The organism is Sphingobium sp., assembly GCF_003248505.1.
Classification (GTDB): Bacteria; Pseudomonadota; Alphaproteobacteria; order Sphingomonadales; family Sphingomonadaceae; genus Sphingobium.
The window spans coordinates 1-25,470 of sequence record NZ_QFOA01000018.1; the positions used below are offsets into that span (position 1 = coordinate 1).

At 67.1% G+C, this 25,470-nt stretch carries 25 protein-coding genes and 1 pseudogene; 14 read left to right on the forward strand and 12 right to left on the reverse strand.

Annotated features, from left to right (window positions below; translation table 11 throughout):
* The 5 genes from DI606_RS08530 to DI606_RS08550 form a co-directional block, all read left to right on the forward strand.
* A partial coding sequence (locus DI606_RS08530) for a trehalase family glycosidase (protein WP_293981605.1) occupies positions 1 to 719 on the forward strand: 719 nt, incomplete at its 5' end.
* A 17-nt stretch (positions 720 to 736) separates the two neighbouring features.
* The gene (gene mutM / locus DI606_RS08535; RefSeq protein WP_293981607.1) at positions 737 to 1,549 is read left to right on the forward strand and encodes a bifunctional DNA-formamidopyrimidine glycosylase/DNA-(apurinic or apyrimidinic site) lyase; all 813 of its coding nucleotides are present in this window, start codon (positions 737 to 739) and stop codon (positions 1,547 to 1,549) included.
* A gap of 119 nt (positions 1,550 to 1,668) precedes the next feature.
* Entirely contained in the window at positions 1,669 to 1,932 is a 264-nt protein-coding gene (gene rpsT, locus DI606_RS08540) for a 30S ribosomal protein S20 (protein ID WP_293981609.1), read from the forward strand.
* A gap of 422 nt (positions 1,933 to 2,354) precedes the next feature.
* The gene (gene dnaA, locus DI606_RS08545) at positions 2,355 to 3,764 is read left to right on the forward strand and encodes a chromosomal replication initiator protein DnaA (protein WP_293981612.1); all 1,410 of its coding nucleotides are present in this window, start codon (positions 2,355 to 2,357) and stop codon (positions 3,762 to 3,764) included.
* 31 nt (positions 3,765 to 3,795) lie between these two features.
* Positions 3,796 to 4,389, forward strand: a complete 594-nt coding sequence (locus DI606_RS08550) for a peptidylprolyl isomerase (protein WP_293981615.1) — start codon at positions 3,796 to 3,798, stop codon at positions 4,387 to 4,389.
* On the opposite strand, the gene DI606_RS08555 is transcribed toward DI606_RS08550, so the two are convergent.
* The 6 genes from DI606_RS08555 to secB all read right to left on the reverse strand — a co-directional run bounded on the left by DI606_RS08555 (position 4,358) and on the right by secB (position 10,289).
* Positions 4,358 to 5,599: a dicarboxylate/amino acid:cation symporter gene (locus DI606_RS08555; protein WP_293981617.1), complete on the reverse strand. Its 1,242-nt coding sequence runs from the start codon at positions 5,597 to 5,599 to the stop codon at positions 4,358 to 4,360. The genes DI606_RS08550 and DI606_RS08555 overlap by 32 nt on opposite strands.
* A gap of 94 nt (positions 5,600 to 5,693) precedes the next feature.
* Positions 5,694 to 5,969, reverse strand: a complete 276-nt coding sequence (locus DI606_RS08560; protein WP_293981620.1) for a hypothetical protein — start codon at positions 5,967 to 5,969, stop codon at positions 5,694 to 5,696.
* Between the two features lie 305 nt (positions 5,970 to 6,274).
* Positions 6,275 to 6,943 carry a DUF4136 domain-containing protein gene (locus DI606_RS08565; RefSeq protein ID WP_293981623.1) on the reverse strand — a complete coding sequence of 223 codons (669 nt, stop codon included), beginning with the start codon at positions 6,941 to 6,943 and terminating at the stop codon, positions 6,275 to 6,277.
* 199 nt (positions 6,944 to 7,142) lie between these two features.
* A complete protein-coding gene (gene trpS / locus DI606_RS08570) occupies positions 7,143 to 8,147 on the reverse strand; it encodes a tryptophan--tRNA ligase (RefSeq protein WP_293981626.1) in 1,005 nt (334 codons plus the stop codon).
* Between the two features lie 17 nt (positions 8,148 to 8,164).
* On the reverse strand, positions 8,165 to 9,757 hold the full coding sequence (gene murJ, locus DI606_RS08575; RefSeq protein ID WP_293981628.1) for a murein biosynthesis integral membrane protein MurJ: 1,593 nt from the start codon (positions 9,755 to 9,757) through the stop codon (positions 8,165 to 8,167).
* Between the two features lie 31 nt (positions 9,758 to 9,788).
* The gene (gene secB / locus DI606_RS08580) at positions 9,789 to 10,289 is read right to left on the reverse strand and encodes a protein-export chaperone SecB (protein WP_293981630.1); all 501 of its coding nucleotides are present in this window, start codon (positions 10,287 to 10,289) and stop codon (positions 9,789 to 9,791) included.
* A 183-nt stretch (positions 10,290 to 10,472) separates the two neighbouring features.
* On the opposite strand from secB, the gene DI606_RS08585 reads away from it, so the two are divergent.
* The 4 genes from DI606_RS08585 (at position 10,473) to DI606_RS08600 (ending at position 14,730) form a co-directional block, all read left to right on the forward strand.
* Positions 10,473 to 11,126 carry a Tim44/TimA family putative adaptor protein gene (locus DI606_RS08585; protein ID WP_293981633.1) on the forward strand — a complete coding sequence of 218 codons (654 nt, stop codon included), beginning with the start codon at positions 10,473 to 10,475 and terminating at the stop codon, positions 11,124 to 11,126.
* 7 nt (positions 11,127 to 11,133) lie between these two features.
* Complete coding sequence (locus tag DI606_RS08590; RefSeq protein WP_293981636.1) at positions 11,134 to 12,396, forward strand: murein transglycosylase A; 1,263 nt, start codon at positions 11,134 to 11,136, stop codon at positions 12,394 to 12,396.
* Between the two features lie 3 nt (positions 12,397 to 12,399).
* A complete protein-coding gene (locus DI606_RS08595) occupies positions 12,400 to 12,942 on the forward strand; it encodes a Smr/MutS family protein (protein ID WP_293981639.1) in 543 nt (180 codons plus the stop codon).
* A gap of 102 nt (positions 12,943 to 13,044) precedes the next feature.
* A complete protein-coding gene (locus tag DI606_RS08600; RefSeq protein WP_293981642.1) occupies positions 13,045 to 14,730 on the forward strand; it encodes an EAL domain-containing protein in 1,686 nt (561 codons plus the stop codon).
* Between the two features lie 13 nt (positions 14,731 to 14,743).
* On the opposite strand, the gene dapE is transcribed toward DI606_RS08600, so the two are convergent.
* Positions 14,744 to 15,886, reverse strand: a complete 1,143-nt coding sequence (dapE, locus tag DI606_RS08605; protein ID WP_293981645.1) for a succinyl-diaminopimelate desuccinylase — start codon at positions 15,884 to 15,886, stop codon at positions 14,744 to 14,746.
* A gap of 57 nt (positions 15,887 to 15,943) precedes the next feature.
* Here dapE and DI606_RS08610 point away from each other — a divergent pair, with 57 nt between their 5' ends.
* From DI606_RS08610 to aat, 3 genes are all read left to right on the forward strand, one after another.
* Complete coding sequence (locus tag DI606_RS08610) at positions 15,944 to 16,387, forward strand: cupin domain-containing protein (protein ID WP_293981648.1); 444 nt, start codon at positions 15,944 to 15,946, stop codon at positions 16,385 to 16,387.
* Entirely contained in the window at positions 16,387 to 17,415 is a 1,029-nt protein-coding gene (locus DI606_RS08615; protein WP_293981651.1) for an LD-carboxypeptidase, read from the forward strand. Before DI606_RS08610 ends, DI606_RS08615 begins: the two co-directional genes overlap by 1 nt.
* Before the next feature lie 112 nt (positions 17,416 to 17,527).
* The gene (aat, locus tag DI606_RS08620; protein WP_293981722.1) at positions 17,528 to 18,274 is read left to right on the forward strand and encodes a leucyl/phenylalanyl-tRNA--protein transferase; all 747 of its coding nucleotides are present in this window, start codon (positions 17,528 to 17,530) and stop codon (positions 18,272 to 18,274) included.
* A gap of 35 nt (positions 18,275 to 18,309) precedes the next feature.
* Here aat and DI606_RS20330 read toward each other — a convergent pair.
* The 4 genes and pseudogenes from DI606_RS20330 to DI606_RS08640 form a co-directional block, all read right to left on the reverse strand.
* Positions 18,310 to 18,729 (reverse strand): annotated as a pseudogene (locus tag DI606_RS20330) (DUF2155 domain-containing protein); the annotation flags it as partial.
* Positions 18,726 to 19,124, reverse strand: a complete 399-nt coding sequence (locus DI606_RS08630; RefSeq protein ID WP_293981654.1) for an NADH:ubiquinone oxidoreductase subunit NDUFA12 — start codon at positions 19,122 to 19,124, stop codon at positions 18,726 to 18,728. The gene DI606_RS08630 and the pseudogene DI606_RS20330, both read right to left, overlap by 4 nt.
* A 50-nt stretch (positions 19,125 to 19,174) precedes the next feature.
* Complete coding sequence (locus DI606_RS08635; RefSeq protein WP_293981725.1) at positions 19,175 to 19,714, reverse strand: DUF192 domain-containing protein; 540 nt, start codon at positions 19,712 to 19,714, stop codon at positions 19,175 to 19,177.
* Between the two features lie 43 nt (positions 19,715 to 19,757).
* Positions 19,758 to 20,285: a RecX family transcriptional regulator gene (locus DI606_RS08640; RefSeq protein ID WP_293981656.1), complete on the reverse strand. Its 528-nt coding sequence runs from the start codon at positions 20,283 to 20,285 to the stop codon at positions 19,758 to 19,760.
* Between the two features lie 186 nt (positions 20,286 to 20,471).
* On the opposite strand from DI606_RS08640, the gene DI606_RS08645 reads away from it, so the two are divergent.
* Both DI606_RS08645 and DI606_RS08650 read left to right on the forward strand, forming a co-directional pair.
* Entirely contained in the window at positions 20,472 to 22,193 is a 1,722-nt protein-coding gene (locus DI606_RS08645) for a fatty acyl-AMP ligase (RefSeq protein ID WP_293981727.1), read from the forward strand.
* A gap of 126 nt (positions 22,194 to 22,319) precedes the next feature.
* Positions 22,320 to 24,605 carry an EAL domain-containing protein gene (locus DI606_RS08650; RefSeq protein WP_293981730.1) on the forward strand — a complete coding sequence of 762 codons (2,286 nt, stop codon included), beginning with the start codon at positions 22,320 to 22,322 and terminating at the stop codon, positions 24,603 to 24,605.
* Here the strand turns inward: DI606_RS08650 and DI606_RS08655 are convergent, their stop codons facing one another.
* Positions 24,606 to 25,352, reverse strand: a complete 747-nt coding sequence (locus DI606_RS08655; protein ID WP_293981658.1) for a ParA family protein — start codon at positions 25,350 to 25,352, stop codon at positions 24,606 to 24,608.
* Positions 25,353 to 25,470 lie beyond the last annotated feature (118 nt).

The window sequence follows — 25,470 nt, forward strand, 5'->3', positions numbered from 1 at the left end:
GGGCGGAAAGCGGCTGGGACTTTTCCGCGCGTTGGCTCGCCGACCCCCGGCGACTCGCGACGGTCCGCACGACGCAGATCGTGCCCGTCGACCTCAACAGCCTGCTCTGGCGGCTGGAGCGCAGCATCGCGGACCGGTGCCGGGCGGCGGGGGACGGGCCATGCGCCTGGCGCTTTGCCGGGCTGGCGGACGCGCGCAAGGCGGCGATCGACCGGTGGCTGTGGATGCCGGGGGAGGGGCGCTATGCCGACTGGGACCGCACCCGGCGCAGGCCCACCGGCATCCTGTCGGCGGCGACGCTCTTTCCGCTGTTCGTCGGCCTTTCGGACGCGCGGCAGGCCGACGCCGTGGCGCGGCTGACGCGCGCGCGCCTGCTGGGCGAGGGCGGGCTGCGCACCACCGGCATCGCGAGCGGGCAGCAATGGGACAGCCCCAACGGCTGGGCGCCGCTGCAATGGGCTGCGGTCGAGGGGCTGGCGCGGAACGGGCATGCCGCGCTGGCGAAGGAGGTCGCCCGCCGATGGATCGGCACGGTGGACGCGGCCTTCCGCGAGACGGGCAAGATGCTGGAGAAATATGATGTGGAGCAGCGCAAGCCGGGCGGCGGCGGGGAATATCCGTTGCAGGACGGGTTCGGCTGGACCAACGGCGTCACCGCCGCGCTGATCGACCGCTGGCCCGACCTCGATCCCGACGCCCCTGTTCGTGCGCTCCGCTGACGCCTACATGGGGCATCATGCCTGAGCTTCCCGAAGTCGAAACCACCGTCGCCGGCCTGCGCGCCGTGCTGGAGGGCGAGGTGCTGACGCGCGTCGAGCCGCGCCGCGCGGACCTGCGCTTTCCCATTCCCGTCGATCTGCGCCAGCGGTTGACGGGCGCGCGGGTCACGGGGCTGTCGCGGCGCGCCAAATATGGCCTCATCGAAACCGACCGGGGCGACATATTGATCTTTCACCTCGGTATGTCGGGGCGATGGCGCATCGACCCGGCGCAGATCGGCACGCACGACCATCTACTGATCGAAACGGGGAAGGGGCGCGTGCTGAGCCTCAACGATCCGCGCCGGTTCGGATCGCTGGACCTCGTGCGGACGGACGGGTGGGGCAGCTATCCGCCCTTTATGCGCATGGGGCCCGAGCCGCTGGGCGCGCAGTTCGACGCCGACCGGCTGGCCGCCGCGCTGGCGGGCAAGGCCACCTCGATCAAGGCCGCGCTGCTCGATCAGCGGGTCGTCGCCGGACTGGGCAATATCTATGTGTGCGAGGCGCTCAACATGGCGGGCATCGCGCCGACAAGGGCGGCAGGCAAGATCGGTCGCGCGCGGCTGGCCCTGCTGGTCGAATCGATTCGCACCGTGCTGACCGCCGCGATCACGGCGGGAGGATCGACCCTGCGCGATTATGCGCGGCCCGATGGCGAGCTGGGCTATTTTTCCAAACAGTGGCGCGTCTATGGCCGCGAGGGCGAACCATGCCCATGCGGCGGCGTGGTGCGGCGGCGAGTCGATGGCGGGCGGTCCACCTTTTACTGCCCCCGATGCCAGAAATAGCGCGGACCGGCCCCGTTGACGGGTGCCTTATTCCCCTGTAAGGGGCGCACCTTCACGAGGCTGGTCGGCGAATCTGATCGGGCCTCTTGCCCAAGATTTGAAGAGAACCGAGGAAAAGAATGGCCAATACGCCGCAAGCCAAGAAGCGCATCCGTCGCAACGAGCGTCGCGCCGCGATCAATGGCGCCCGCATCAGCCGGATCCGCACCCTGGTGAAGAAGGTGGAAGCCGCCATCACCGCCGGCGACAAGGATGCCGCCGCCACCGCGCTCGCCAGCGTGCAGCCTGAAATGGCGCGCGGCGTCGCACGCGGCGTGCTCCACAAGAATACCGCCGCGCGCAAGTTCGGCCGCCTGACCAAGGCTGTCAGCGCACTCGCCTGACCCCATTCGACCACGGTCGAATTTCAAAGGCCCGCTCCGCATCGCCGGAGCGGGCCTTTTGGCGTTGGACGCAATCCGGTCATCAAGCGGTAATGACGGATTCCCCGCGATTCGATGCACCGCATCTCAAAATGACTAATATAAGACTATGAAATTACAGGATAATTTCATAGCTTTCGGGAATCCGCGGGTTTCCACTGTCAAACCCTTTATTTCAGTTTTTTGAACCGGGACGGCCTTGATCCGGCGGAGCGCGGCTGTCTATTTTCGAAATCCGGCCGCTGTCGAATCACCGATGGCGCGCCGTCAGGAACATTGGTCTGGCAAGGGAGCCGGAAAGGCGGGGGCTTTTCCGTTCGGTATCCTTTTGCCTGACGACTTCGCCCTTGCGGATGACGCAGCGGCACGGGGGGTAAGACAGAATGAAGGATGGCGTGCGCGTGGTGGCTTGGCAGGATGGGCAGACGGTACAGGCAGACGATAGCCTGGAATCCGCCTGGGCCGGAATCCGGGCAGGCCTGCGCCGCGACGTGGGCGCCCGGATGTTCGACCAGTGGCTGAAGCCGGTGCGCCTGGGCGATTATTGCCCCGAATCGCAAACGCTCGACCTGCTGGTGGCCAGCGACTTCAGCGCCAATTTCGTGTCGGGTCAGTTCGGCGACCGGCTGCGCATGGCGTGGCGCGTGGCGGGCGTGGGCGTGCGCGACGTGCGCCTTCGCCGCGCGCCGGACATGATGGGGCCGCGCCTGCTGGAAGTGGTGCATGTGGAAAAGCCTTCCGCTGTGCCCGCCGCCGTTGCGCCTGTCGCCGCCTCCAATTTCCACCCGCGCCACGGCTTTGCCGACTTCGTGGTGGGCGACACCAATCGCCTTGCCTTTTCCGCCGCGCAGGCGATGGCGGCGAAAGCACAGCCGCGCTTCACCCCGCTCTTCATCCATGGCGGTACCGGGCAGGGCAAGACGCACCTGCTGCATGCCATCGCCGCCGATTTCAGCGCGCATTCGCCGGAAGCCCCGGTGCTCTACATGTCGGCCGAGCGTTTCATGATGGAATTCGTGAATGCGATGCGCGCGAATGAGACGATGGCGTTCAAGGCCCGGTTGCGCGCGGCGCGGCTGTTGCTGATCGACGACATCCAGTTCATCGCGGGCAAGGGGTCGACGCAGGAGGAGTTTCTCCACACCGTCAACGACCTGATCGACGCCGGTGCGCGTATCGTCGTGACCGCCGACCGCGCGCCGCAGCAGCTCGACGGTATCGACCCGCGCATCCTTTCGCGACTCGCGGGGGGACTTGTCGCCGATATCCAGCCCGCAGCGCTCGACCTGCGGCTCGCGATCCTCGATGCCAAGCGCCTGGTGGCGGGCGACCCGCCGGTGCCCGACGCGGTGATCGACTTCCTTGCCCGGTCGATCCGGTCGAACGTGCGCGAACTGGAAGGCGCGTTCAACAAGCTGGTGGCCTATGGCCAGCTGACCGGGCGCGCGATCGACCTCGATTTCGCGCAGCAGATGCTTGCCGATGCGGTGCGCGCCAATGCCCGGCGCATCACCGTCGACGAAATCCAGAAGGCGTGCGCCGCCCATTTCAAGATCGACCCGGCGGAAATGCGTTCCAAGCGCCGCGCCCGCGCCGTCGCTCGCCCGCGGCAGGTGGCGATGTATCTGGCCAAGAAGATGACGCCGCGTTCGCTGCCCGAAATCGGGCGCATCTTCGGCGGGCGCGATCACAGCACAGTGATCCACGCGGTCCGCACCATCGAGGCGCTGCGCGAGAGCAATCCCGAGATCGACGCCGACGTGCGCGCATTGCTGCGGCAGCTGGAGGGCTGACGCGGGCGCGGGCGCGCGTTACGCTGGCCCCATGATTCGCTCCATCCTGCTGCTGCTCGCCTTCCTCTCCCTCGCGCCCGCCGTGGCGCAGACGACCGCGCCCGGCGACGTGCGCGTGGCGGTCGAAACGGACAAGGGCCGCATCGTCATTGCCGTGCATGGCGACAAGGCGCCGGTGACGGCAGCCAATTTCCTCAAATATGTCGACCAGAAGCGGTTCGACGGCACTGCTTTCTATCGCGGGGTGGGGGCCAGCGATTATGGCTTCGTGCAGGCGGGGACGCAGAACGATCCCAAGCGCATCCTGCCGCCCATCCGGCATGAGCCGACGACCCAAACCGGCCTCACCCATGACGATGGCGCGCTGTCGATGGCGCGTTATGCGCCGGGGAGCGCGACGGGGGACTTCTTCATCGTGCTGGGAAAGATGCCGGCAATGGATGCGCAGCCGCAGGCGGCGGGCGACAATCAGGGCTTTGCCGTCTTTGCCCATGTGGTCGAGGGCATGGACGTGGTGAAGGCGATTCTCGCCGAACCCAAGTCGCCGACGAAGGGCGAAGGGGTGATGAAGGGGCAGATGCTGGAAACGCCCGTCAGGATATTGAGCGCCCGCCGACTTCCCTGATGTCGAGGATGCGAGTCACGCCAAGGTCGGCGGTGACATTGCCCACCGTGCGGAAGATGTCCGGCACGGTTTCCACCGCCAGCAGCAGCGGCAGTGCTTCGACCGGCACGCCCATCGCAAGGCAGATGGGGCCGGTGGTGGTGAAGAATGTGATCTGGCTGGGAAGGCCCACCGCCGCCAGGCTGACGATAGCGGCGACGACGACGCCGAGCATCAGTTGCGTGGGCCCCAGGGCGACGCCATTCATCGCCGCGACATAGATGGCGACGCCGAGATTGGCGGGTGGGCTGGTGACGCGGAAGAGCGAGATGGCGAGCGGCAGGACGATGCTGCGGCTCGTCGGACGCACGCCGAGCGGGCCGTCGCTCGCCTCGATCATGGCGGGAAGAGAGGCGATCGAGCTTTGCGTCGAAAAGGCGATGGCCTGCGCGGGAAGGGCGGCGCGGGCGAAACGGGCAAGGCCAATGCGCCCCGCCCCCGCCACCAGCGGGTAGAGCAGCAGCGTCACGATCAGGCAGATCGCGACGATGAAGCCGATATAGTGGAGCAGCGCGCCCGCCGTCGCCAGGCCCGATCGCGCGCCCGCCACAAGCGCCAGCGCGAACACGCCCACCGGCGCAAGCCACAGCACCCATCGGACCACGACCAGCAGGGCGTCGGACAGCGCTTCGAAAAAGCCGGTGAGGAGCGTGCGGCGCTCCGTCGCGATGCGGGTGACCGCAAAACCGAAGACCATCGCGAAGAGGACCACCGCGACCACCTGGCCCTCGCTCGCGGCCTTGAGCGGGTTGACCGGGATGAAGCCCAGAAGCCATTCGGCGGACGGTCGCACGTCGGGCACTTCGGTGACCGGCGCTGCGCCCGCCAGCGCGCCGACCGCGCCGGAGGGCACGGGGAAGAGACGCAGCATCAGCGGCCCCAGGAGGGCGGCGACGCTGGCGGAAGCGACCAGCATCGCCGCGAAAAGGCCGATGGCCCGACCGGCCATGCCGTTGCTGCGCGCGGTCGCCGCCGCCTGCGCAATGCCGGTGACCAGCAGGGCAAAGATGAGGGGGATGAGCGGCATCTGGAGCCCGCCGAGCCATGCCTTGCCCAGGGGCTGCGCGACGGCAAGCACCTGTCCCTCCCAACCGCTGCCCCATTCCGCAAGGCCGATGCCGCAGGCAAGCCCCGACGCCAGCGCCAGGAGGATGCGAACGGTGAGGGACATAAGCGGGCTTTCGGGCAGGAGGCGGATGCCCGACGCTATCGACGCCGCAGGAGAGTGAACAGGGCAAAAGTCGCGCCAGAGCCCAAGCGCGCCTTCACGATGCGCAGATGCGTGCCCGTTCGCCTGTCCAGCACGGCCCTTCGCGCCTCAGCCGCCCGAGTGGGTCGTAGGCGCGATCGTCGTCGGGATCGGCGTTCCAGGTGGCATCCGCCGTGCCGTCCCCGCGCGGCTCGACAATCGCGAAATGCGATGCGGCAGGCTTGCCACCGTCCCAGGTGTTGAGCGTATAGCCGCCATCGCCCATGGGGAAGACCCGGCAGCGTCCGTCGACATGCACCGTGCCGTCCACCGCAAGATAGCAATTTTTCACGGCAGACTGCGAGGGGGCGGGGGGTGGCGGCGTGGCGCTCTTAGCGACGGCAATCGATGGCGACGGCGCGGACGGAGGGGCGGCGTTATCGACATTCTGACGGTCTTCGCAGGCCGCGGCGAACAGTATTGGGAGGGACAGAAGCAGGAAGCGCATGGAGCGAAATCGTCAGGCTAAATGGCCCCGGCTCAACGCGCATGCTGTCGCGCCGATCCTTTCTTCCGGCGCGGATCGGCGCGCTGGTTATGAAAAACCCGGCGAGCGGAACTCGCCGGGTTTTGGGTTTGCCAGCCGTAAGCCTGGCCTCAGCCGCGCTTTTCGGGCGGCAAGGTGATCTTGATGCTTTCGCCGTTGCGACCGGGGAAATCGGTGAACATAGCGTCGATCAGGTTCGGGACCAGATAGGTGAGCTTGTTCGACAACGACTGGGCCTGCGCCTTGCCTTCGAACAGGCGGCGATTGTCGGCGGCGCGGTCGATCTTGACGCTGAGGTCGCCAGTGTAGACGGTATAGCTCGACACGTCGTTGAACCCGCTACCGCCGAACAGCCAGGGATCGTAGAACCCATAGCCCCACGGGCGGCCCCAATAGCCGCCATAGCCGAAGCGACCGCCCCAGCCGGGGCCCCAGCCCGGACCCCATCCGCCGCCGGCAAATCCGGTCGAGCGCACCTTTTCACGACCGTTGTCGACATCGTAGGCGACACGCACGATCAGGTCGGCGCGGGCGGGATCGCTGGCGGGCACATAGCCGGTCTGCGACAGGCGCGCGCCGACGATGTCGGCATAATGCGCGAATTCGAGACCGCCCGCGAGGCGCGGATCGTCCGCGACTACGGTGAAGGTCTGGCCCTGCGGTGCGGGCAGTTGCTGGAACCGGGCAACGTCGGCCTTGAATCCTGTGGCGCAGCCCGACAGCGCCGTCAGCGCCAGGATGGGCGCTGCGATCAGACCGAAAGTCTTCTTACGGGTCATTATGGTCACGTCCTGTATCAGGCGAAGTGCCTGTTGATCTTCCTGCGCCCTGCCCTAGCAAAACGCAACTGAACATCGTTTGAACGCGCGAAGCCGTCATATGGGCGCAAAACCATGTTCCGTCGTCCCAATGACGGCACGGCTGACCGGTTCCCGTGCGTCGCGCCGCCCCTTCCCAAAGGGACAGGGCGACACGCCGCTATCGCATCAGCCCCATTGCGTCGTAGGCGGCGCGCAGCGTCGGTTCGGCTGCCGCCGCCGCCTTGCCGGCACCCTTGTCCAGAATGGCGTCGAGCGCGGCGTCGTCGGTGCGCAGTTCCATGAAGCGTTCGCGGATGGGACGCAGCGTTTCGACCAGCAGCTCGCCCAGCGCCGGTTTGAACGCGCCAAAGCCTTTACCCGCGAAATCGGCACATACAGCGTCGGTTGTCGTGCCCGACAGCGTGGCGAAAATGCCGACGAGGTTGCTCGCTTCGGGCCGTCCGGCAAGGGCCTGCGCGCTTTCGGGCAGGGGTTCGGGGTCGGTCTTCGCCTTGCGCACCTTGGCCATGATGGCGTCGTCATCGTCGGTGAGGTTGATGCGACTCATATCGCTGGGGTCGGATTTCGACATCTTGGCCGTGCCGTCGCGCAGCGACATGATCCGCGCCGATTCCTTGGGGATGATCGGATCGGGCAGGGTGAAGAGGTCGACGCCGAAGTCGGTGTTGAATTTCGCGGCGATGTCGCGCGCCAGTTCCAGATGCTGTTTCTGGTCCTCGCCCACTGGCACATGCGTCGCGTTGTAGACCAGAATGTCGGCGGCTTGAAGCACGGGGTAGACGAACAGGCCGACCGAGGCCCCTTCTCGGTCCTTGCCCGCCTTGTCCTTGAACTGGGTCATGCGGTTGAGCCAGCCGATGCGCGCGGTGCCGTTCAGCAACCAGCATAGTTCCGCATGGGCGGGCACCCGTGCCTGGTTGAAGAGGACCGAACGATCGGGATCGATCCCGGCGGCGACCAGGGCTGCGGCCATGTCGCGCACGTTGCGAATGCGCTGCTCACGCCCTTCGTGCACGGTGATGCTGTGCATGTCGGCTAAGAAGAAGAAGCATTGCGCGTCGCCCGTCATCTCATCCTGCATCCGCACCCAGTTGCGAATCGCACCCAGATAATTGCCAAGGTGCAGGTTGCCGGTCGGCTGGATGCCGGAAAGGACGCGCATGGGTATGATCCGTTGGTTCAGGGGGTTGCGGACTTGGCGCGGACGAGCGCCTTGATGTCGGACAGGCGATAGGCACCCACCGCGACGCAGGCCAGTCCGTATAGTGCAACGCCTGCCCCCACAAGGAGAGAGAGCGCCACATAGCGCTGGAGCATCGCGCCGGTCAGCCATGGATCGAGCAGGTGATTGCCCGCCAGCAGCGCCGCGCCCATGATGAGCGCGGCGATCGCCAGGCGGGGCAGGCGACGGCGCAGGCGGGCGTCGGCGGCGAAATGGCCGCGCTTCACCAGCGTGCGATAGAGCATTGCGACATTGATCGTGGAAGACAGCGCGGTCGCGAGCGGCGGACCGACATGACCCAGCCCGATGCTGCCCAGCGACGGGATCATCGTCATGTTGCCCGCGATGTTGATGAGGATCGACAGCATGGCGTAGCGCACCGGCGTCTTCGTGTCGCCGCGTGCATAATAGCCCGGCGTCAGCACCTTTACGAGCACATAGCTCGGCAGCCCGATGGAGAAAGCCGAGAGCGCCCAGCCGCACCGCATCGCATCCTCGGCGGTGAACCGGCCATATTGGAAGAGGCCGCGCACGATGGGTTCGGCGACCGTCAGGAAGGCGACGGTCGCAGGCAGCGTCAGGAACAGGGCGAGTTCGATGCCCCGGTTCTGCGTTTCCATCGCTTCGACCTCCTGCCCTTTCGACAGCATGCGCGAGATGGTGGGGAGGAGGATGGTGCCGAGGCCGATGCCGATGAGGCCGAGCGGCAGCTGATTGAGGCGATCGGCATAATAGATGTAGGTGATCGATCCCGACGCGAGCAGCCATCCCGACAGGGCGGTGGAGACGAGGAGGTTGATCTGCGACGCGCCAGCGCCCGCGGCGGCGGGCACGATGAGGCGCAGCAATTCCCTGACGTCGGCGTCCAGCCTTGGCCGCCGCAGCTTCAGCGACACACCCGCGCGGCGGCATGCCCATGTCAGCCACGCCAGTTGCAACGCGCCGCCCACCGTCACCGAAATTGCCTGCACCCGCGCCGTCTCATATTCGTCCGCGCCGTGGAACAGCCACAGGCCCGCGATCATGCTGATGTTGAGCAGGATGGGGGCTGCGGCGTTGACCCAGAATTTGTCGAGGGAATTCAGGATGCCGCCCAGCAGCGAGGCGAGCGAAATGAGCGCCAGATAGGGAATGGTGATGCGTGAGAGCATGACCGCGAAGGCGAACTGGTCCGCCGTGGGGTTCTGGCGCGAAAATCCGCCTGACAATGCCCAGGTGATCGGCCATGCGGCGGCGATGAGGATCGCGGTGAAGAGGATCAGGACCGGGAACAGCACGGCGAGCGCACGCTGGGCGAAATCGTAGCCAGAAGGCAGGCCGCCTTCTCCCGCCGCCTTGCGGTTGAAGAGCGGGATGAAGGCGGCGGAGAAGGCCCCTTCTGCGAACAGCGCGCGGAACATGTTGGGCAGACGGAAGGCGACGCCGTTGAACGCGTCCGACGCGAAGCCAGCGCCGACATAACGCGCCGCCAGCGAATCGCGCACGAGCGCCAGGATGCGGCTGGCGAGCGTCAGCCCGCCGACCGAGCCGAGGGCGCGGACGAGTTTCACGCTTTACGCCCCCGGTCGACGGTCATGGAAGTCAGGCGTGACCGGCAGGTTCGCCCGTGGTCGCTTCCATCTGTTGCGCCTGCTGAAGGTAGAGCGCGCCGAAATCGATGGGGTCGAGCAACAGCGGCGGGAAGCCGCCGTCGCGGATCGCGTCGGCCAGCACGCGACGGGCGAAGGGGAAGATGAGGCGGGGCGCTTCGGCCAGCATGAAGGGTTGGATCTGGTCGTCGGGCACGTTGCGCATCCCGAAGATCGCGGCATAGACCAGTTCGACCGCAAAGGCGGTGCCCTGCGGCGCGATCGCCTTCACTTCGATCTTGAGCGAGACTTCCAGCACTTCGTCGCCGACCTTGTCGGCGCCGATGTTGAACTGCACGTCGATCTGCGGCTGGTCCTGCCACTGGTAGACGGCGGGCGCGTTCGGATTTTCGAAGGACAGGTCCTTCACATACTGGCTGATGAGCGCGATCTGGGGGGCGGTGTCCGCGCCATTGCCGATGCTGGTGATGATGTGGTCCGTTTGGTCGGCCATGCTCGTCCTTGACTTTCCCTGCTGCCGGGAACCCGTCGCCCCCGGAAAATACGATGACCCGCGCGCTTAGCAGGGGGGGCGGGGCGGAGCAATGCCCGTGGCTGGGCCACGGCTATTTGAAGTATCGCGCAAACATGCCTATGTTGCGTGGAACATCGTCCCGAACAAAGGGTATAGCCTTCCGTGTACGTGATCGTCATCCTCGCTCTGATCGCCGGTTTCCTGGCGCTGCGGCTCTACTCCGTACTCGGCAAACGCACGGGGCATGAGCAGGAGCCGGTCATGCGCCCGGCGGAAGACCGCGCGAAGGTCACTGTGCTGCAACCCGGCCCCATGAATCAGGGCAGCGGCGAATCGGTGAGGCTGGCCGATGGGTTCATCGCGGCGGGCGCCGAAAACGGTGTTCGTGCGCTGATTGCTGCCGACCGCAGTTTCGACGTTCCGCAATTCGTCGAGGGCGCCAAAAGCGCCTATAAGATGGTGCTCGAAGCCTTCTGGCGCGGGGATCGCGAAGAGCTGGCATGGTTGTGCGACCCCGAGGTACAGGCGTCGTTCGAAGAATCGATCGTCGCGCGCGAAGCGGAAGGCCATGTGCTCGACAATCGTCTCGTCCGTATCGAGAAGGCACAGATCGTCGAAGCTTCCGTTCGTGATCGCATTGCCGAAGTGGTCCTGAGCTTCGAAGCCGATATCGCCGCCGTGACCCGCGACAGGGAGGGCAATGTCGTTGCAGGATCGCTGACCGATGCGGTCGGAACTCGCGACATCTGGACCTTTACCCGCGATATCCGCAGTGCGGATCCCAACTGGAAGCTCAGCGAAACCGACGAGGCCTGAGCGCGCCATGGCGTTGCGTCAGTCGGGGGGTGCGCTGATCGCAGCGCTGATGCTTTCGGCCTGCGCCGGGGGTGTCATTCCGCCATCGGCGGGCGGTCCTACGCCTAGCCGCCCAGCGGGTCGTTCAGAACAGGCGGCGCAGCCCGTTCCTTCCACGCCTCGCCCCGCTTTGCCGGTACAGATTCCGGCGGAACCGGGCGTCGATACCAGCACGGCGGCGGGGCTGGGTGTCACGCGGGGGCCGGATATCGCCAGCCTTATCCCTTCGGGCGAGCGATCCCGGCTGGCGCTTGCCGCCTTTCGCGTGTCTTGTCCCTCCCTCATGCGGCGCACCGACCGGAGCGGCCTGACACGCGGGTCCGACTGGAACAATGCCTGCGCCGCCGCGTCGAGCTGGCCGGAGGCATCGGCGAGCGAATTCTTTTCCCGCTATTTCGAGGCGGTGCAGATCGGCGACGGCAAGGCGTTCGTTACCGGCTATTACGAGCCGGAGATTGCGGGATCGCGCACGCGCCAGCCGGGTTACGACGTTCCCATCTACAAGCGCCCGCCTGACCTGGTCGACGTCGATCTCGGCCAGTTCAGCGACAGCCTTCAGGGCAAATCGATTCGGGGCAAGGTGCAGGGCACGAAATTCGTTCCCTATGACGACCGCGGACAGATCGTCGCGGGATCGCTCGCCGGGCGCGGGCTTGAACTGGCCTGGGCGGCGGACCCGGTCGAATTCTTCTTCCTTCAGGTGCAGGGGTCGGGGCGGCTGCGGCTGCCCGATGGCGGCGTCATGCGCATCGGTTACGACTCCCAGAATGGGCGCGACTATACCGGCATCGGCAAGCTGATGAAGGATCGCGGCCTTATCCAGGCCGGGTCGATGCAGGATATCATGCAATATCTGCGCGCCAACCCTGCGCAGGGCGCGGCCATCATGAACGAGAACAAGAGCTTCGTGTTCTTTCGCGAACTGACCGGCGCAGGCCCCATCGGCGCCATGGGCGTTCCGGTGACGGGCGAGGCGACGGTGGCTGCCGATCCGCAATATGTGCCGCTCGGCGCGCCGGTGCTGCTCAGCCTCGACCGCGCCGAACCTAACGGCATCTGGATCGCGCAGGACACCGGCGGCGCGATCAAGGGCGCGAACCGGTTCGACAGCTTCTGGGGCGCGGGGGATCGCGCGCGGGCGATTGCAGGCGGCATGTCCGGTCGCGGTAGCGCGCTGCTGCTGGTGCCGATCGGCACCGCTGCCCGCTTGTCGGCCACGGCGCGGCCCTGATCGATGGCGCGGCGGCGCCTCTCTGCCGATGAGGAGGCGCTGTGGCACGCGCTGGCGCGCACCGTTCGGCCCATCCACCGTGTCCGCCGCACGCCATCGGCACCCGCCGAAACGCTTGCCCCCGCGCCCTCGGCGCCCGCGACATGGTTAACGCAGGCGGCGGCTCCGGTCGCTATACCGCCTCCGCCGCGCACGCCGGCTGCGGTGCTGGACGGCGGATGGGAGCGGCGGATACGCAGCGGCAGCATAAGCCCGGACATGAGCATCGATCTGCATGGCCACACCTTGGCATCGGCGCATGGGCGGCTCAACCAGGCGCTGGCGCAGGCTGTGGCAAGGGACGTGCGCGTGCTGCTCGTGGTCACGGGAAAGCCGCCCAAAGGTGCGGTTTCCGGCGCGTTTTCCAAGCGAGGCGCGATTCGCAGAGAGATCGGCCACTGGCTGGAAACCAGCGCATGGGCCGACCGTATCGCCAGCGTGCGGATCGCTCACCCCAGGCATGGCGGCGACGGCGCGCTCTATCTGATTTTGCGCCGCAACAAATAATTTGTCGTACGCCCCGTTCCGATGATCCTTTCTTAACCACTCGCCGTCATACCCCTGCGATCGAACGCTCCGCATCGGAGCGATGAGCCGGCAGGAGGCTTGATGCAGGGGGTGACTTTGACAAGCCGCACCACCGCCTTTGCCTGCGCGGCGGGCGCCGTGGTGTTCATCCTTTCGTTGATCCTGACCCATGCGCATGGGCGGAGCGATGCTGCCGCCCATATCGGGCAGTCGCTGGCGATCGCGATCCTGTGCGGGACGATGAGCTGGGCGTCGGCGCGGCGCACCGTGGCGATGACCGCCAACGCCATCGCCGCCGCGACCGAAAGGCTGCTATCCGCCGCCCATGGCGATCTCCATACGCCGCTGACGCCCGCCATCGGAAAGGAACTGCCCGACCTGTCGGTCGCCATGGACAGCCTGTTCAGTCAGGTGCGCACCAACCTCGACCATGTGCAGGCGCTGGCGCTGTTCGACCAGATCACGGGTCTTGCCAACCGTACGAGCTTTTGCCGACAGGTGGAGCGCGCGCTGGCAGAGCATGAGGGGAACGGTCAGCCGACCCTGTTCTTCATCGACCTCGACGGTTTCAAGGGCGTCAACGATACGCTGGGCCATGCGGCCGGAGACCAGTTGCTGGCGCGCGTGGCCGGACGGCTGCGCGAGGTCGTGATGGCGCAGGTCAGCGTCGGGGGCGGCGACGCGATCATCGGGCGGTTGGCAGGCGATGAGTTCACCATGTTCTTTCCCGCGCTGACTGGACCGGCTGCGGCGCAACGCATCGCCCGCGCGGTTCAATATGCGCTGGGCGAGCGGTTCGACCTCGGCAGCCAGCATGTGGAGCTGGGCGCGTCGATCGGGATCGCCTGCTATCCTGCCCATGGCGACACGCTGGGCAGCCTGCTGCGCGCCGCTGACATCGCCATGTATCACGCCAAGCGCGAGGGGCGCGGTCGGGCGGAAATCTATACCGACCGGCTCGCGCTGGAAGCGCAGGACCGCGCGGAGTTGGAGCGTGACCTGCTGATGGGGCTGCAACGCGACGAATTCCTGCTGGAGTTCCAGCCGCAGGTCGATGCCCTGACCGGGCGCGCCGTCACTGCGGAGGCGCTGGTGCGCTGGGCGCATCCTGAGCGCGATCTGGTGATGCCGCCCGCCTTCGTGCCGATGGCGGAGGAAAATGGGGCGATCGTGGCGCTGGGCGATTGGGTCGTGAGCCGGGTGTGCGAGATTGCCGCGCGCTGGGCGAGGGAAGGCATCGACCAGCGCATCGCCGTTAACATCAGCGCGCGGGAGTTGGGTCAGCCCGATTTCTTCCTGCGGCTGCGTCACGCGATGGCGGTGCATGAAACGCCGCCCGCGATGCTGGAACTGGAGGTCACCGAATCGCTGGCGATGGAGGCGGAGCCGCGCGTGCTGGATCAACTGGCGGCCTTGCGCGCCGACGGCGTTGCGATTGCGATCGACGATTTCGGCACTGGCTATTCCAACCTCGCCCGGCTGAAGGAATTGCCGGTCGACCGGGTCAAGATCGACCACAGCCTGGTGCGCGACATCGCGACATCGGCGCAGGCGCGCACGATCTGTTCGGTCGTCGTGAACCTGATCCAGGGGCTGGGATTGCAGGTGGTGGTCGAAGGGGTGGAGAGCCAGGCGCAGATGGACATGCTGCGGGTCATGGGCTGCACGTTGTTCCAGGGCTATCATCTGGCTCGCCCGATGGGGGAGGACGCCTATCTGGCGCGTCATGCCATGCCCGATCCGACGATGGCGCGCGACGCGGGCTGACGCCACCGGGCGGCTATCCCCGCAAAGCCCGTTCCACCACCAGCGCATAAATGCGCGCAAGGTCGCGCAGATCCTGCACCGCCACCGCTTCGTCGAGCTTGTGCATCGTCGCGTTGCACAGGCCGAATTCGACGACCGGGCACAACCGCGACAGGAAACGCGCGTCCGACGTGCCGCCGGTGGTCGACAGTTCGGTGTCGACGCCCGCGATGTCGCGGATCGCACCGCGAACGATGTCGCTGAGCGCGCCGGGCTGGGTAAGGAACGCTTCTCCGCTGATCTTCGCGCTGACCGTACCGCCGAGCGGTTCGGCGATGGCGCGGATGCGATCGATCAGGGATGCGCCGCTGTGCCGGTCGTTGAAGCGGATCGATATGCGCGCTGTCGCCCGTGCGGGAATGACGTTATGCGCGGGATTGCCGACTTCGATGTCGGTGATTTCGATGTTGCTGGGCTGGAACCAGTCCGTGCCCTCGTCCAGCACTTCGTCTTCGATGGCGGACAGGATGCGCACGAGCCGGGGAATCGGATTGTCGGCGAGGTGGGGGTAGGCGACATGGCCTTGCGCTCCCTCGACGCCGATCCACATGTTCACCGATCCGCGCCGCCCGATCTTTACCACGTCGCCCAGCCGCGCCGAGGAGGTCGGCTCCCCGACGAGGCAGAGGTCGGGGCGCATTCCGTGCGCCGCCATGCGATCCATGAGCGCGAGCGTGCCGTAGGTCGCCGGTCCTTCCTCGTCGCCCGTGACGATGAGGCTGATCGTGCCGGGCAGGTCGTCGGGCAGTTGCGCAAGGGCCGCCACGAACGCGGCGATCGCACCCTTCATGTCCACCGCGCCGCGCCCGTAGAGCAGGTCGCCGCGCAACGCCGGCGCGAAGGGGTCGCTGGTCCAGCCCAACCCTGGCGGAACCACGTCCAGATGACCGGCAAAGGCGAAATGCGGCCCCGCACCGGTCGTGCGCCAAGCGAGCAGATTTTCCACCGGCCCATCGGGCGCGTCCCCGGCGAGGAAGCGATCGACCGTGAAACCCAGCGGCGCCAGCATCGCTTCGAGCGCTTCGAATACCTCGCCGGTCGCGGGCGTGACGGAAGGGCAAGCCATCAGCGACTGGGCGAGGGCCACGGCATCGTCATTGGTGCTGGTCATGGTCATGATCGCGGGTTAGCGAAAGGGACGGGTCTTGACCAGCGCCAGGAGGAGAAGACCGCCATGCCGCGGATAGATGTCGACAATGTCGAGCAGACGAACCGCACCGGCTATCCGGCGGAGCATGCCGCCAGCGTCGCGGGGCGGTGGGTCCGGCGGCTTGGACCGGTGAGCGGCCTTGTCGATTTCGGGGTGAGCCATGTGGTGCTGAAGCCCGGCGCGGCGTCGTCTCACCGGCATTGGCACAAGGATGAGGACGAACTGGTCGTCATGCTGGCGGGCGAAGCCGTGCTGGTGGAGAATGCGGGGCGCACCCTTCTGCGCGCGGGCGACAGCGCCGCCTTTCCCAAGGGGGAAGCGGACGGGCATCATCTTCTCAATGAAAGCGGGGAAGACTGCGTCTTCATCGCGGTCGGCCGCCCGCCGCTTGCGGATTGCCATTATAGCGATATCGACCTGCTCTGGTCGGGCGGGCGGTATCGGCGCAGGGACGGGAGCCTTTATTGATGCAGGTGGATCGGCGCGGATGGTTGGCGGGCGCAGGCGCGCTGGCGGTGACGGCAGGCGTTCCGGTGCGCGCTGCGGGTCCGGTAAAGCCGCCCCGGTTGCGGGCGGGCGACACGGTCGGGCTTATCGCACCGGCGGGTTTCGTCGACGATGCGTTCGACCTCGATCTGGTGCGCGAAACGATCGTCGCGATGGGCCTTACGCCCAAGGCCGCACCGCATCTGGGCAGTCGCTACGGCTATCTGGCCGGGACCGATGCGGATCGCGCGGCGGACGTGAACGCTGTCTACGCCGACCCGGACGTGCGGGCCGTCTTTGCGGTGCGGGGCGGGTGGGGGTGCGCGCGTATTCTGCCGTTGCTCGATTTTCCGACGATCCGTCCCAATCCCAAGCTGCTGGTCGGTTTTTCGGACATCACCGCGCTCCACCTCGCCTTCGCGGCGAAGGCGGGGTTCACTACCATCCACGGCCCCAACGCGTCGGCAAGCTGGGGCCGCTATAGCTGGGACGCGTTTCGTGCGGTCGCCTTCGACGGCGGAACGCCGACGCTGAGCAATCCGGTGGGGCATGAGGATAGGTTGGTGCAGCGCGGGGGCCGCATCCGCACTTTTCGCCCCGGAACGGCGCGCGGGCGGTTGCTGGGCGGCAATCTTACCGTACTGGCGGCGCTGGTCGGCACGACCTATCTGCCCGATTTCACCGGCGCGATCCTGTTTATCGAGGATGTGGGCGAACAGCCTTACCGGATCGACCGGATGCTGACGCAACTGACGCTCGCCGGGATATTGGGCAGGGTGAAGGGCGTGGTGTTCGGCCAGTGCACCGATTGCGGGCCGGGTGGGCCGAGCTATGGCGGCTTCACCCTGTCCGAGGTGCTGCAACAGCATCTGGCACCGCTGAACATTCCGGCGTTTCAGGGCGGGCAGTTCGGCCATGTCGCCAACCAGTATAGCCTGCCGCTGGGGATAGAGGCGGAGATGGACGCAAGCGCAGGAACGATCCGCCTGCTCGAATCGGCGGTGGCCTGATCCGTCCGGTGCGGGCGGATCGGCGGGGGCCGGGGCGCCGATGACCGCAAGCCCAAGCAAAAAGATGCGCGGGGGCTTCCCCTGCGCGCCCATCCGCCTATCCTGCGGGGGAATGATGATCGACCCGCTCGTCCTGTTGCAGGCCTATTCCATCGGTGTCTTCCCCATGTCCGACGATCGCGATGCGGACGAGGTCTATTGGGTCGAACCCAAAAGGCGTGCGATCCTGCCGCTGCACGGATTTCACCTGTCCCGGTCGCTGGCGAAGGTCGTTCGCCGGGATCGTTTCCGCGTAACCGCCAACCGCGCTTTTCCCGAAGTGCTGGCGCTTTGTGCGCAAAGCGCTTCGGATCGCCCGTCGACCTGGATCAACCATGCGATCGAGCAGGCTTACGGCCATCTCCACACGCATGGCTATGCCCATTCGGTGGAGGTGTGGGAGGGGGAGGAACTGGTCGGCGGCCTTTATGGCGTGGCGCTGGGCCGTGCCTTCTTCGGCGAATCGATGGTGTCGCGCCGAACCGACGCATCGAAGGTGGCGCTGGCCTGGCTGGTGGCGCGGATGCGCTTTGGCGGGTTCACGCTGCTCGACTGCCAGTTCATGACCGACCATCTGCATTCAATGGGCGCGGTGGAGATCAGCCAGCGCGCCTATCTTCAGTTGCTGGGCGACGCAGTGGGCGGCGTGGCGCTGGGCGCAGGCACCGTGCTTTCGGGATCGGGGGCCGAGGCTTCGCTGGCGTTCGATGCGCTGGCGCGGGGCGAGGACGCCGCCGGCTTCCCCTCGCCGCCCAGCTTGACCGTGTCCGGCCCGGTTTCGGGCCATTCCATCGCGCAGCTTCTGACCCAGACGTCATAGACGGGATGCTGCACGACATTGCGGTCTGGCCGGTCGCGGAACAGCCAGCCGGAAAAGGCGCGCCGCCATTTGCCGTCAGCGCTCGACCGCACGTCCAGCTGTACGAAAGCGCCGGTGTCCTGAATATTTTCCCAAGGAGCGGTCGTTTCGCAGGCCTGCACGCGGACGATGGCGTCACCCACGCGCAGCGCTTCCCCCGGCTTCATGGTCAGGTCGCGGGTCAGACCGTTGCGTTTGTTGAGCAGGCCGACGACGGCGGTCCGCTGCGCCATCGGCGTGCCGGGCGCGGCACCCGCGCCGACGGTGCGGATCGGGCTGCCCTGCACCTTCACGGGCCCGGATCGGTTGGCGGTCGGCATGTCGTCGCCGCCGCAGGACGCAAGGCCCAGCGCAAGCGGCAAGACGGCAAGGCAAGGCAGGATCGGCAGGGCTTTGCCCGCCGCGAGCCGGGTCATGCCGCGTCGGGGCTCCACGCCTCATAGTCGCCGGTCGCCTTCTGGCGGACGCCGCCCTTTTCCAGCGCTCCCGAGGGGCGATAGGCGTTGGCGGTGCCCGTGGCGTTGGGCGTATATTCCCGTTCCCAGATGCGCGGCGGCGGCAGGAAGCTCTCGGGTGCGCCCTCGATCGTGTGGTGCAGCCAGCCATGCCATTCGGCGGGCACGCGGCTCGCGTCGTTGGCGCCGTTGTAGATCACCCAGCGGCGCGGATGGCCGTTGGTGTCCACGCCGCCTTCATAATAGACATTGCCCTGATGGTCCTCGCCCACCTTCCTGCCGTTGCGAGAGGTGAAGAGCGAGGTGCCGATGGTCGCGCCATCCCACCAGGTGAAGATCTTGGCCAGGATTCCCATGGGCCAAGCGCTTAGCGGCTGGCGCGGGCATGGGCAAGAGGATGCGCGCGTCAGCGGGACGCAGCGGGGCAGAAATTGAGGTCGGTGGCACGTTTTGCGTTCGGGACCGCGCAGCCGCCCCAGCTGACCCGGTCCCCCTGCGCGATGCCGAGGTCCGCCGCGCGGCCGCCGCGCAGTTCCAGCACCGCCGCCACCGGCACTCCGGCCGATACGGGCGTGCGGTCATAGGGTTGGGCCTGCGCCTTGAGAAAGGCGATGCTGCCGTCGGTATGGATGAACAGCATGTCGAGCGGGATCAGCGTGTCCTTCATCCAGAAGCTCGCGGTGCGCGGCGGATCCATGGGAAAAAGCATTCCGCCATCGTCCGGCAGCGACTTGCGAAACATGAGGCCTTGCGCCTGCTGATCGGGCGTGCGGGCGACCTCGACATCGAAGCGGTGCGCGCCGCTTGCGGAGCGGATGACGAGGGGAAGCGTGACGGGCGCGGTTTCATCCGACCGGTTGGCGGGCGTGGCGGACTGACGGGCGGGCGAGCAGGCGGCGAGCAGCGCGAGGGCGAGCAGGAGCGGGGGCGAGGGCAGCGGGCGGATCATGGCAGGGGCTTAGCCTGATTCGCACGGGCGGGGGAGGGCGTTAACCTTCCTCTTCCACCATCGCCTCTCCCGGCGCGGCGTCGACCCAGCGGCGCGCGATGGCATAGCCGTGCCCGGCGCGCAGGAAAGCGGCGATGGCCTTTTCCCGCTGCCTGGGGTCGAGCGGCGCTGCCGCATAGGGGCCGAGCCGCTTGCGCCGGGCGAAGCGGTCGGCGGCGGCCCATGCGTCCGACCCGGTCTGCGCGTCGGCCTGCGCCCGATCCTCCTCCGCGATGCCGGCGGCGCGCAGCGTTTCGTCCACCCGCCGCGCGCCGTAGCCGCGCCGCCCGAGCGCCGCGCTTTTCATGACGGCGAAGGCGGCGTCGTCGATATAGCCGAGGTCGACGAAGCGGGCGACGAGCGCTTCGGGGTCCGCTGGGCGCTCCCCGCCCCAGCCCCGCTCACGCAGCTTGCGCTGAAGATAGGCGAGGAGCTTGCCCCGGCTGGTGGCGAAGCGCGCGACATGTCGCAGGCCGAGGTCGCGCAGCGTCGCTTCGTCGAGCGGCGGTGGGGTGCGTTTGGGGGCCATGCGGGCGCGATCATGACCCATGCGCCATGTTTATGCCACAGTCGGGCCGGAATTTTACCGCGCCTCTTGCGCTAAAGAGTAAATTCGGAGCGCATTGGCTGTGCAAGCTGGCCGGAAAGCTGCTAGCGGCGGCGCTTTGACAAGATTGACGACTATTGGGTCCACTTCATGACGGGTTCGCAAGAGATGATGGCACCGACGCCGACCACCGACGATCTGCCGCGCCGATTCTCCGATTTCGAGACGCTGGGCGAAGCGCTGGATTATGCGGCCAGCGGCCAGCGGGGCCTGAACTTCCACGACGCGCGCGGTAACCTGGCGCGGCCCTATCCGTTCCGCGAACTGCGTGACGACGCGACGGCCTGCGCCCATCGCCTGATCGCCCACGGCGTGAAGCCCCAGGATCGCGTGGCGCTGGTGGCGGAAACCGGCGCGGATTTCGCGCAGCTCTTTTTCGGCATCGTCTATGCGGGCGCCTGGCCGGTGCCGCTGCCGCTGCCCACCAGCTTCGGCGGCAAGGAAAGCTATATCGACCAGTTGAACGTCCAGCTGACGAGTTGCGACCCGATGCTGTTCCTCTTCCCCCGGGAGCTGGAGGAGATGGCGGGCGAGGCCGGGCGGCAGAAAAGCGTCGAGAGCATCGCGTTCGAGGATTTCATCGCACGCGACGCCACGCCCTGCGCCCTGCCCACGGCGCGCGGGGACGAGATCGCCTATCTTCAATATTCGAGCGGTTCGACCCGCTTCCCCCACGGTGTCGCAGTGACGCACCATGCACTGCTCAGCAACCTTTCCGCGCACAGCCACGGCATGCAGTTGCAGGACAGCGACCGCTGCATCAGCTGGCTGCCCTGGTATCATGACATGGGCCTTGTCGGATGCTTCCTGTCGGTCGTCGCCAACCAGGTGTCGACCGATTACATGAAGACCGAGGATTTCGCGCGCCGCCCGCTGGCGTGGCTCGACCTTATCAGCAGGAACGAGGGCACGTCGATCAGCTATTCGCCGACCTTCGGCTACGACATCTGCGCGCGGCGCATGTCGAGCCAGACGAAGGCGCAGGACCGGTTCGACCTGTCGCGCTGGCGACTGGCGGGCAACGGTGCGGACATGATCCGCCCCGACGTGATGCAAAGCTTCGTCGACGCTTTCGCCGACGCCGGGTTCAGCCCCAAGGCGTTCCTGCCCAGCTATGGCCTTGCCGAAGCGACGCTGGCGGTCACGATCATGCCGCCGGGCGAAGGGATCATCGTCGAACTGGTCGAGGAAACCGACCTGTCCGGCGCCGACGCGCCCGAAGGACGCCCGCAGCGCTTCCGCTCCATCGTCAACTGCGGCAGGCCGGCCAAGGACATGGTCGTCGAAATCCGCGACGAGGACGGCGCGCCCATCGGCGAACGCCAGATCGGCAAGGTATGGACCACGGGGCCGAGCCTGATGGTCGGCTATTTCCGCGATCCGGAAGCGACGGACGCCTGCATGGTCGACGGCTGGCTCGACACCGGCGACATGGGGTATCTGAGCGACGGTTATCTCTACATCGTGGGTCGTGCCAAGGACATGATCATCATCAACGGCAAGAACCACTGGCCCCAGGATATCGAATGGGCGGTGGAACAGCTTCCCGGCTTCAAGCAGGGGGACATCGCCGCCTTCGCGATCACGACGCCGGGCGGGGAAGAAGCGCCGGCCGTGCTGGTCCATTGCCGCACGTCGGACAATGAGGAACGGTCGCGCCTGCGCGACCAGATCCGCGAGCGGGTGCGGGCGATCACCGGCATGAACTGCGTCGTCGAACTGGTCCCGCCGCGCACGTTGCCGCGCACCAGTTCGGGCAAGCTCAGCCGGTCGAAGGCGCGCAACCTTTATCTGACCGGGGAAATCCGACCCTACGATATCGCGGCCTGAACGGTGGGCGTGAAACGGGTGTCCGTTACGGAATGCTAACCCCTTGCCTGTTATCGGCGGGGCGTGAACAAGGCGAAGATTCTCTCGACTGAACAAACGGTTCGCCCGATATCGTCGCTGCGCGCGATGATGGGCATGGCGCGGGAACGCGACCGATGGGCCAGCGTCATGATGGCCGCGCAGTTGCGATCGGCGGACAGCGTCGCGCCCCTGCGCCATGCGATGACGCTGCTGGGCATTGTGTTCCTGTCCCGGATATTCGCGCGTTGCTGCCCCGGGGCGGTGCTGGGCGGCGTGCTGGCGGCGCTGGTCCTCACCGTCCTTGTCGGCCTCTTCATCGATCGTCGGCGCAGGCGGAGCGACGATGCGACCTGCGCCGGCGACCTGCGCGCCCATGCGGCGGGCGCCTTGCTGAGCGGTCTGGTATGGGCCGTCTGCATGATGCTGATCGCGCAGTCGGGCGAGGCGGTCGATCTGGTCGCGCTATGGACTCTGGTCAGCTGCGTCATGGTGTGCGGGGCGATCGGCTACGCGCCGGTGCCGCTGTCGGCGACGGCATTTCTACTGCCCTGCATGCTGGGGCTTGGCAGCCTGTTCCGGGACGCCCCCCATGTGCCGCCGCTGGCGAGCGCCTACGCGCTGTGCCTGTTGATCGGCTGCTTCATCTATGCGCGCGCCTTTGCCCGGCAACATGCCGCGCGAGCCGAGTTGCAGGAGAAGAGCGAGGTCGTCAGCCTGCTGCTGCGCGAATATGAGGAGGGCGGGTCCGATTGGCTGTGGCAGACCGACGCGATGCGGCGGATCAGCGGCGCGTCCCGCCGGTTCGCCGACACGCTGGACCTGCCGCCCGAGGCGTTGGAAGGCGTGCCGTTGGTGCAGATCCTGTCCGGCAGCGCATGGGAAAGCGGTCGCGTCGCCGCCGGGGTGCACAGCCTTGCCGATTACCTTAGACGCCGGGAGAGTTTCAGCAATCTGGTGCTGCCGGTCGAGGTCGACGGGCAATGGCGCTGGTGGGCGTTGTCGGCGTCCCCGCGCCATGACGACAATGGCACGTTCATCGGCTTTCGCGGGGTCGGATCGGATGTGACGGAGCAGCGCGAGTCGGCGGACAAGATCGCGCAGCTGGCGCGGTTCGATCCGCTGACGGGCCTGCCCAACCGATCGCACCTGCGCGAAGCGCTGGACACGGCGCTGGCGGAGACGATGGGGCGCAGTCCGGGCTGCGCCTTCCTGATGATCGACCTCGACCGGTTCAAGGCGATTAACGATACGCTGGGCCACCAGACCGGCGACAGTCTGCTGAGCCAGGTGGCGCGGCGGTTGCGGCAGATTTGCGGCAAGGGGGAGTTTTGCGGGCGGATCGGCGGCGACGAGTTCGCGGTGGTGATCGGCCATGCCGTCGATGCGGAGGGGATCGCGCGGCTGGCGGAGCGGATCATCGACGCCCTGTCGCAACCCTATCAGGTGGAGCAGCATGTGCTGCATATCGGCGCGTCGGTCGGGTCGGCGCAATCGCCCGCCGACGGGATCGGGGCCGAAGCGCTGACGCGCAGCGCCGACCTGGCCCTCTATCGCGCGAAGGCGGAAGGGGGTGGGGGGCATTGCGCCTATGAGCCGCAACTCCATGCCGAGGCGGAGGAGCGCCGCATGCTGGAACTGGCGCTGCGCGAGGCGTTGGAGCGCGACCAGCTCCATGTGCTCTACCAGCCGGTGGTCGACGCCGATGCGGGCGCGATCCTGGGATTCGAGGCGCTGGTGCGGTGGACGCACCCGCAGATGGGCCAGGTGCCGCCGGCCAAGTTCATCCCGGTGGCCGAAGAAGCCCGGCTGATCGCCCCCATCGGCGAATGGGTGTTGCGCACCGCCTGCCATCAGGCGGTACGCTGGCCGGGCGCGGTGCGCGTCGCGGTCAATGTGTCGGCGGAACAGTTGGCGCATCCCAGCTTCGTCGCGGCGGTCGTTTCCGCGCTGGCGCAAAGCGGCCTGCCCGCGCAACGGCTGGAGTTGGAGGTGACGGAAAGCGTCTTCATGCGCGACGACACCGGGGCGCTGGCCGTGCTGGACCAGTTGCTGGCACTGGGCGTCCACCTGTCGCTCGACGATTTCGGGACCGGCTATTCCTCGCTCGGCTATTTGAGCCGCACCCGGTTCGACACGATCAAGATCGACCGCAGCTTCGTGGTGGGCGCGTCGCGCGACGTGCCCGAAAGCAAGGCGATCATCCGCGCGGTCGTGACGCTGGCCGACAGCCTGGGCATGACCACCACGGCGGAGGGGGTGGAAACGCAGGCGGAGCTGGATCTGGTCCGCGCGCTCGGCTGTCGCAAGGTGCAGGGCTATCATTTCGGGCGGCCGATGGCGGCGGAGGATACCGCCGCCCTCTTCATGGCGCCACGACGCGCCGCGGGCTGATCAGGCGCGCAGCTGCTTTTCGACGCGGGTCCACAGCGTGGCGAAGGACTGGGCAGGCAGCGAGGCGGGGGCGTAGGCGCCCAGCGGCTTGCGGCGGACCGTCATCTGCTCGATCGTGCTGGCCATGGGGATGACGTGCCAGTCGGGCTGTGCTTCCATCGCCGCGCGATGCAGGCTGCGGCGGCGATCGACCATCGAGTAGACCGGCAGGATGGGCGCGTGCGCCCCGCCCCGTTGGACGAGATAGCGCGCAACTTCGCCCATCGCGCGCTGCGACAGGGGGGACGGTATCACGGGAATGACGATGAGGTCGGCGGCGCGCAGCACCTGCTCGCTGGTTTCGGTAAGGCCCGGCGGGCAATCGAGGATGATGCGGTCATAATCCCTGCCGAGGCTGTCGATCAGCTTGGCGAGCCGCTTTTTCTTGTCCATTTCGCGGAACAGATGGTCGAGCCCGCGCAGCGAGGTGTCGGCGGCGATAAGGTCGAGGCCCGGCACGGTGGACGGCTGGATCAGCTTGCGGACTTCGACATCCTTGCTGAAGATCGCCTGTGCGGCGTCGCGGCTGGCGGGATCGGTGGAGAGGAGCCAGCTCGACGCCGCCTGCGGATCGAGATCCCAGAGCAGGGTCCGCCGCTTCGACACGGTGGCGGACGCCCAGGCGAGATTCACCGAGACGGTGGTTTTGCCCACCCCGCCCTTGAGGCTGTAGACGGCGACGGTCGCCAATGCCGGTTCCTTTGCCATGAAGCGGAGGCTAGGGCCTGCGCCGATCAAAGCAAGGCTGAAATCACGGCTTCGTGACAGGAGCGTGACGGTCGGAACGCGACAGCGAAGTAGACAGCTGAAATACCGTTGCGCGCCA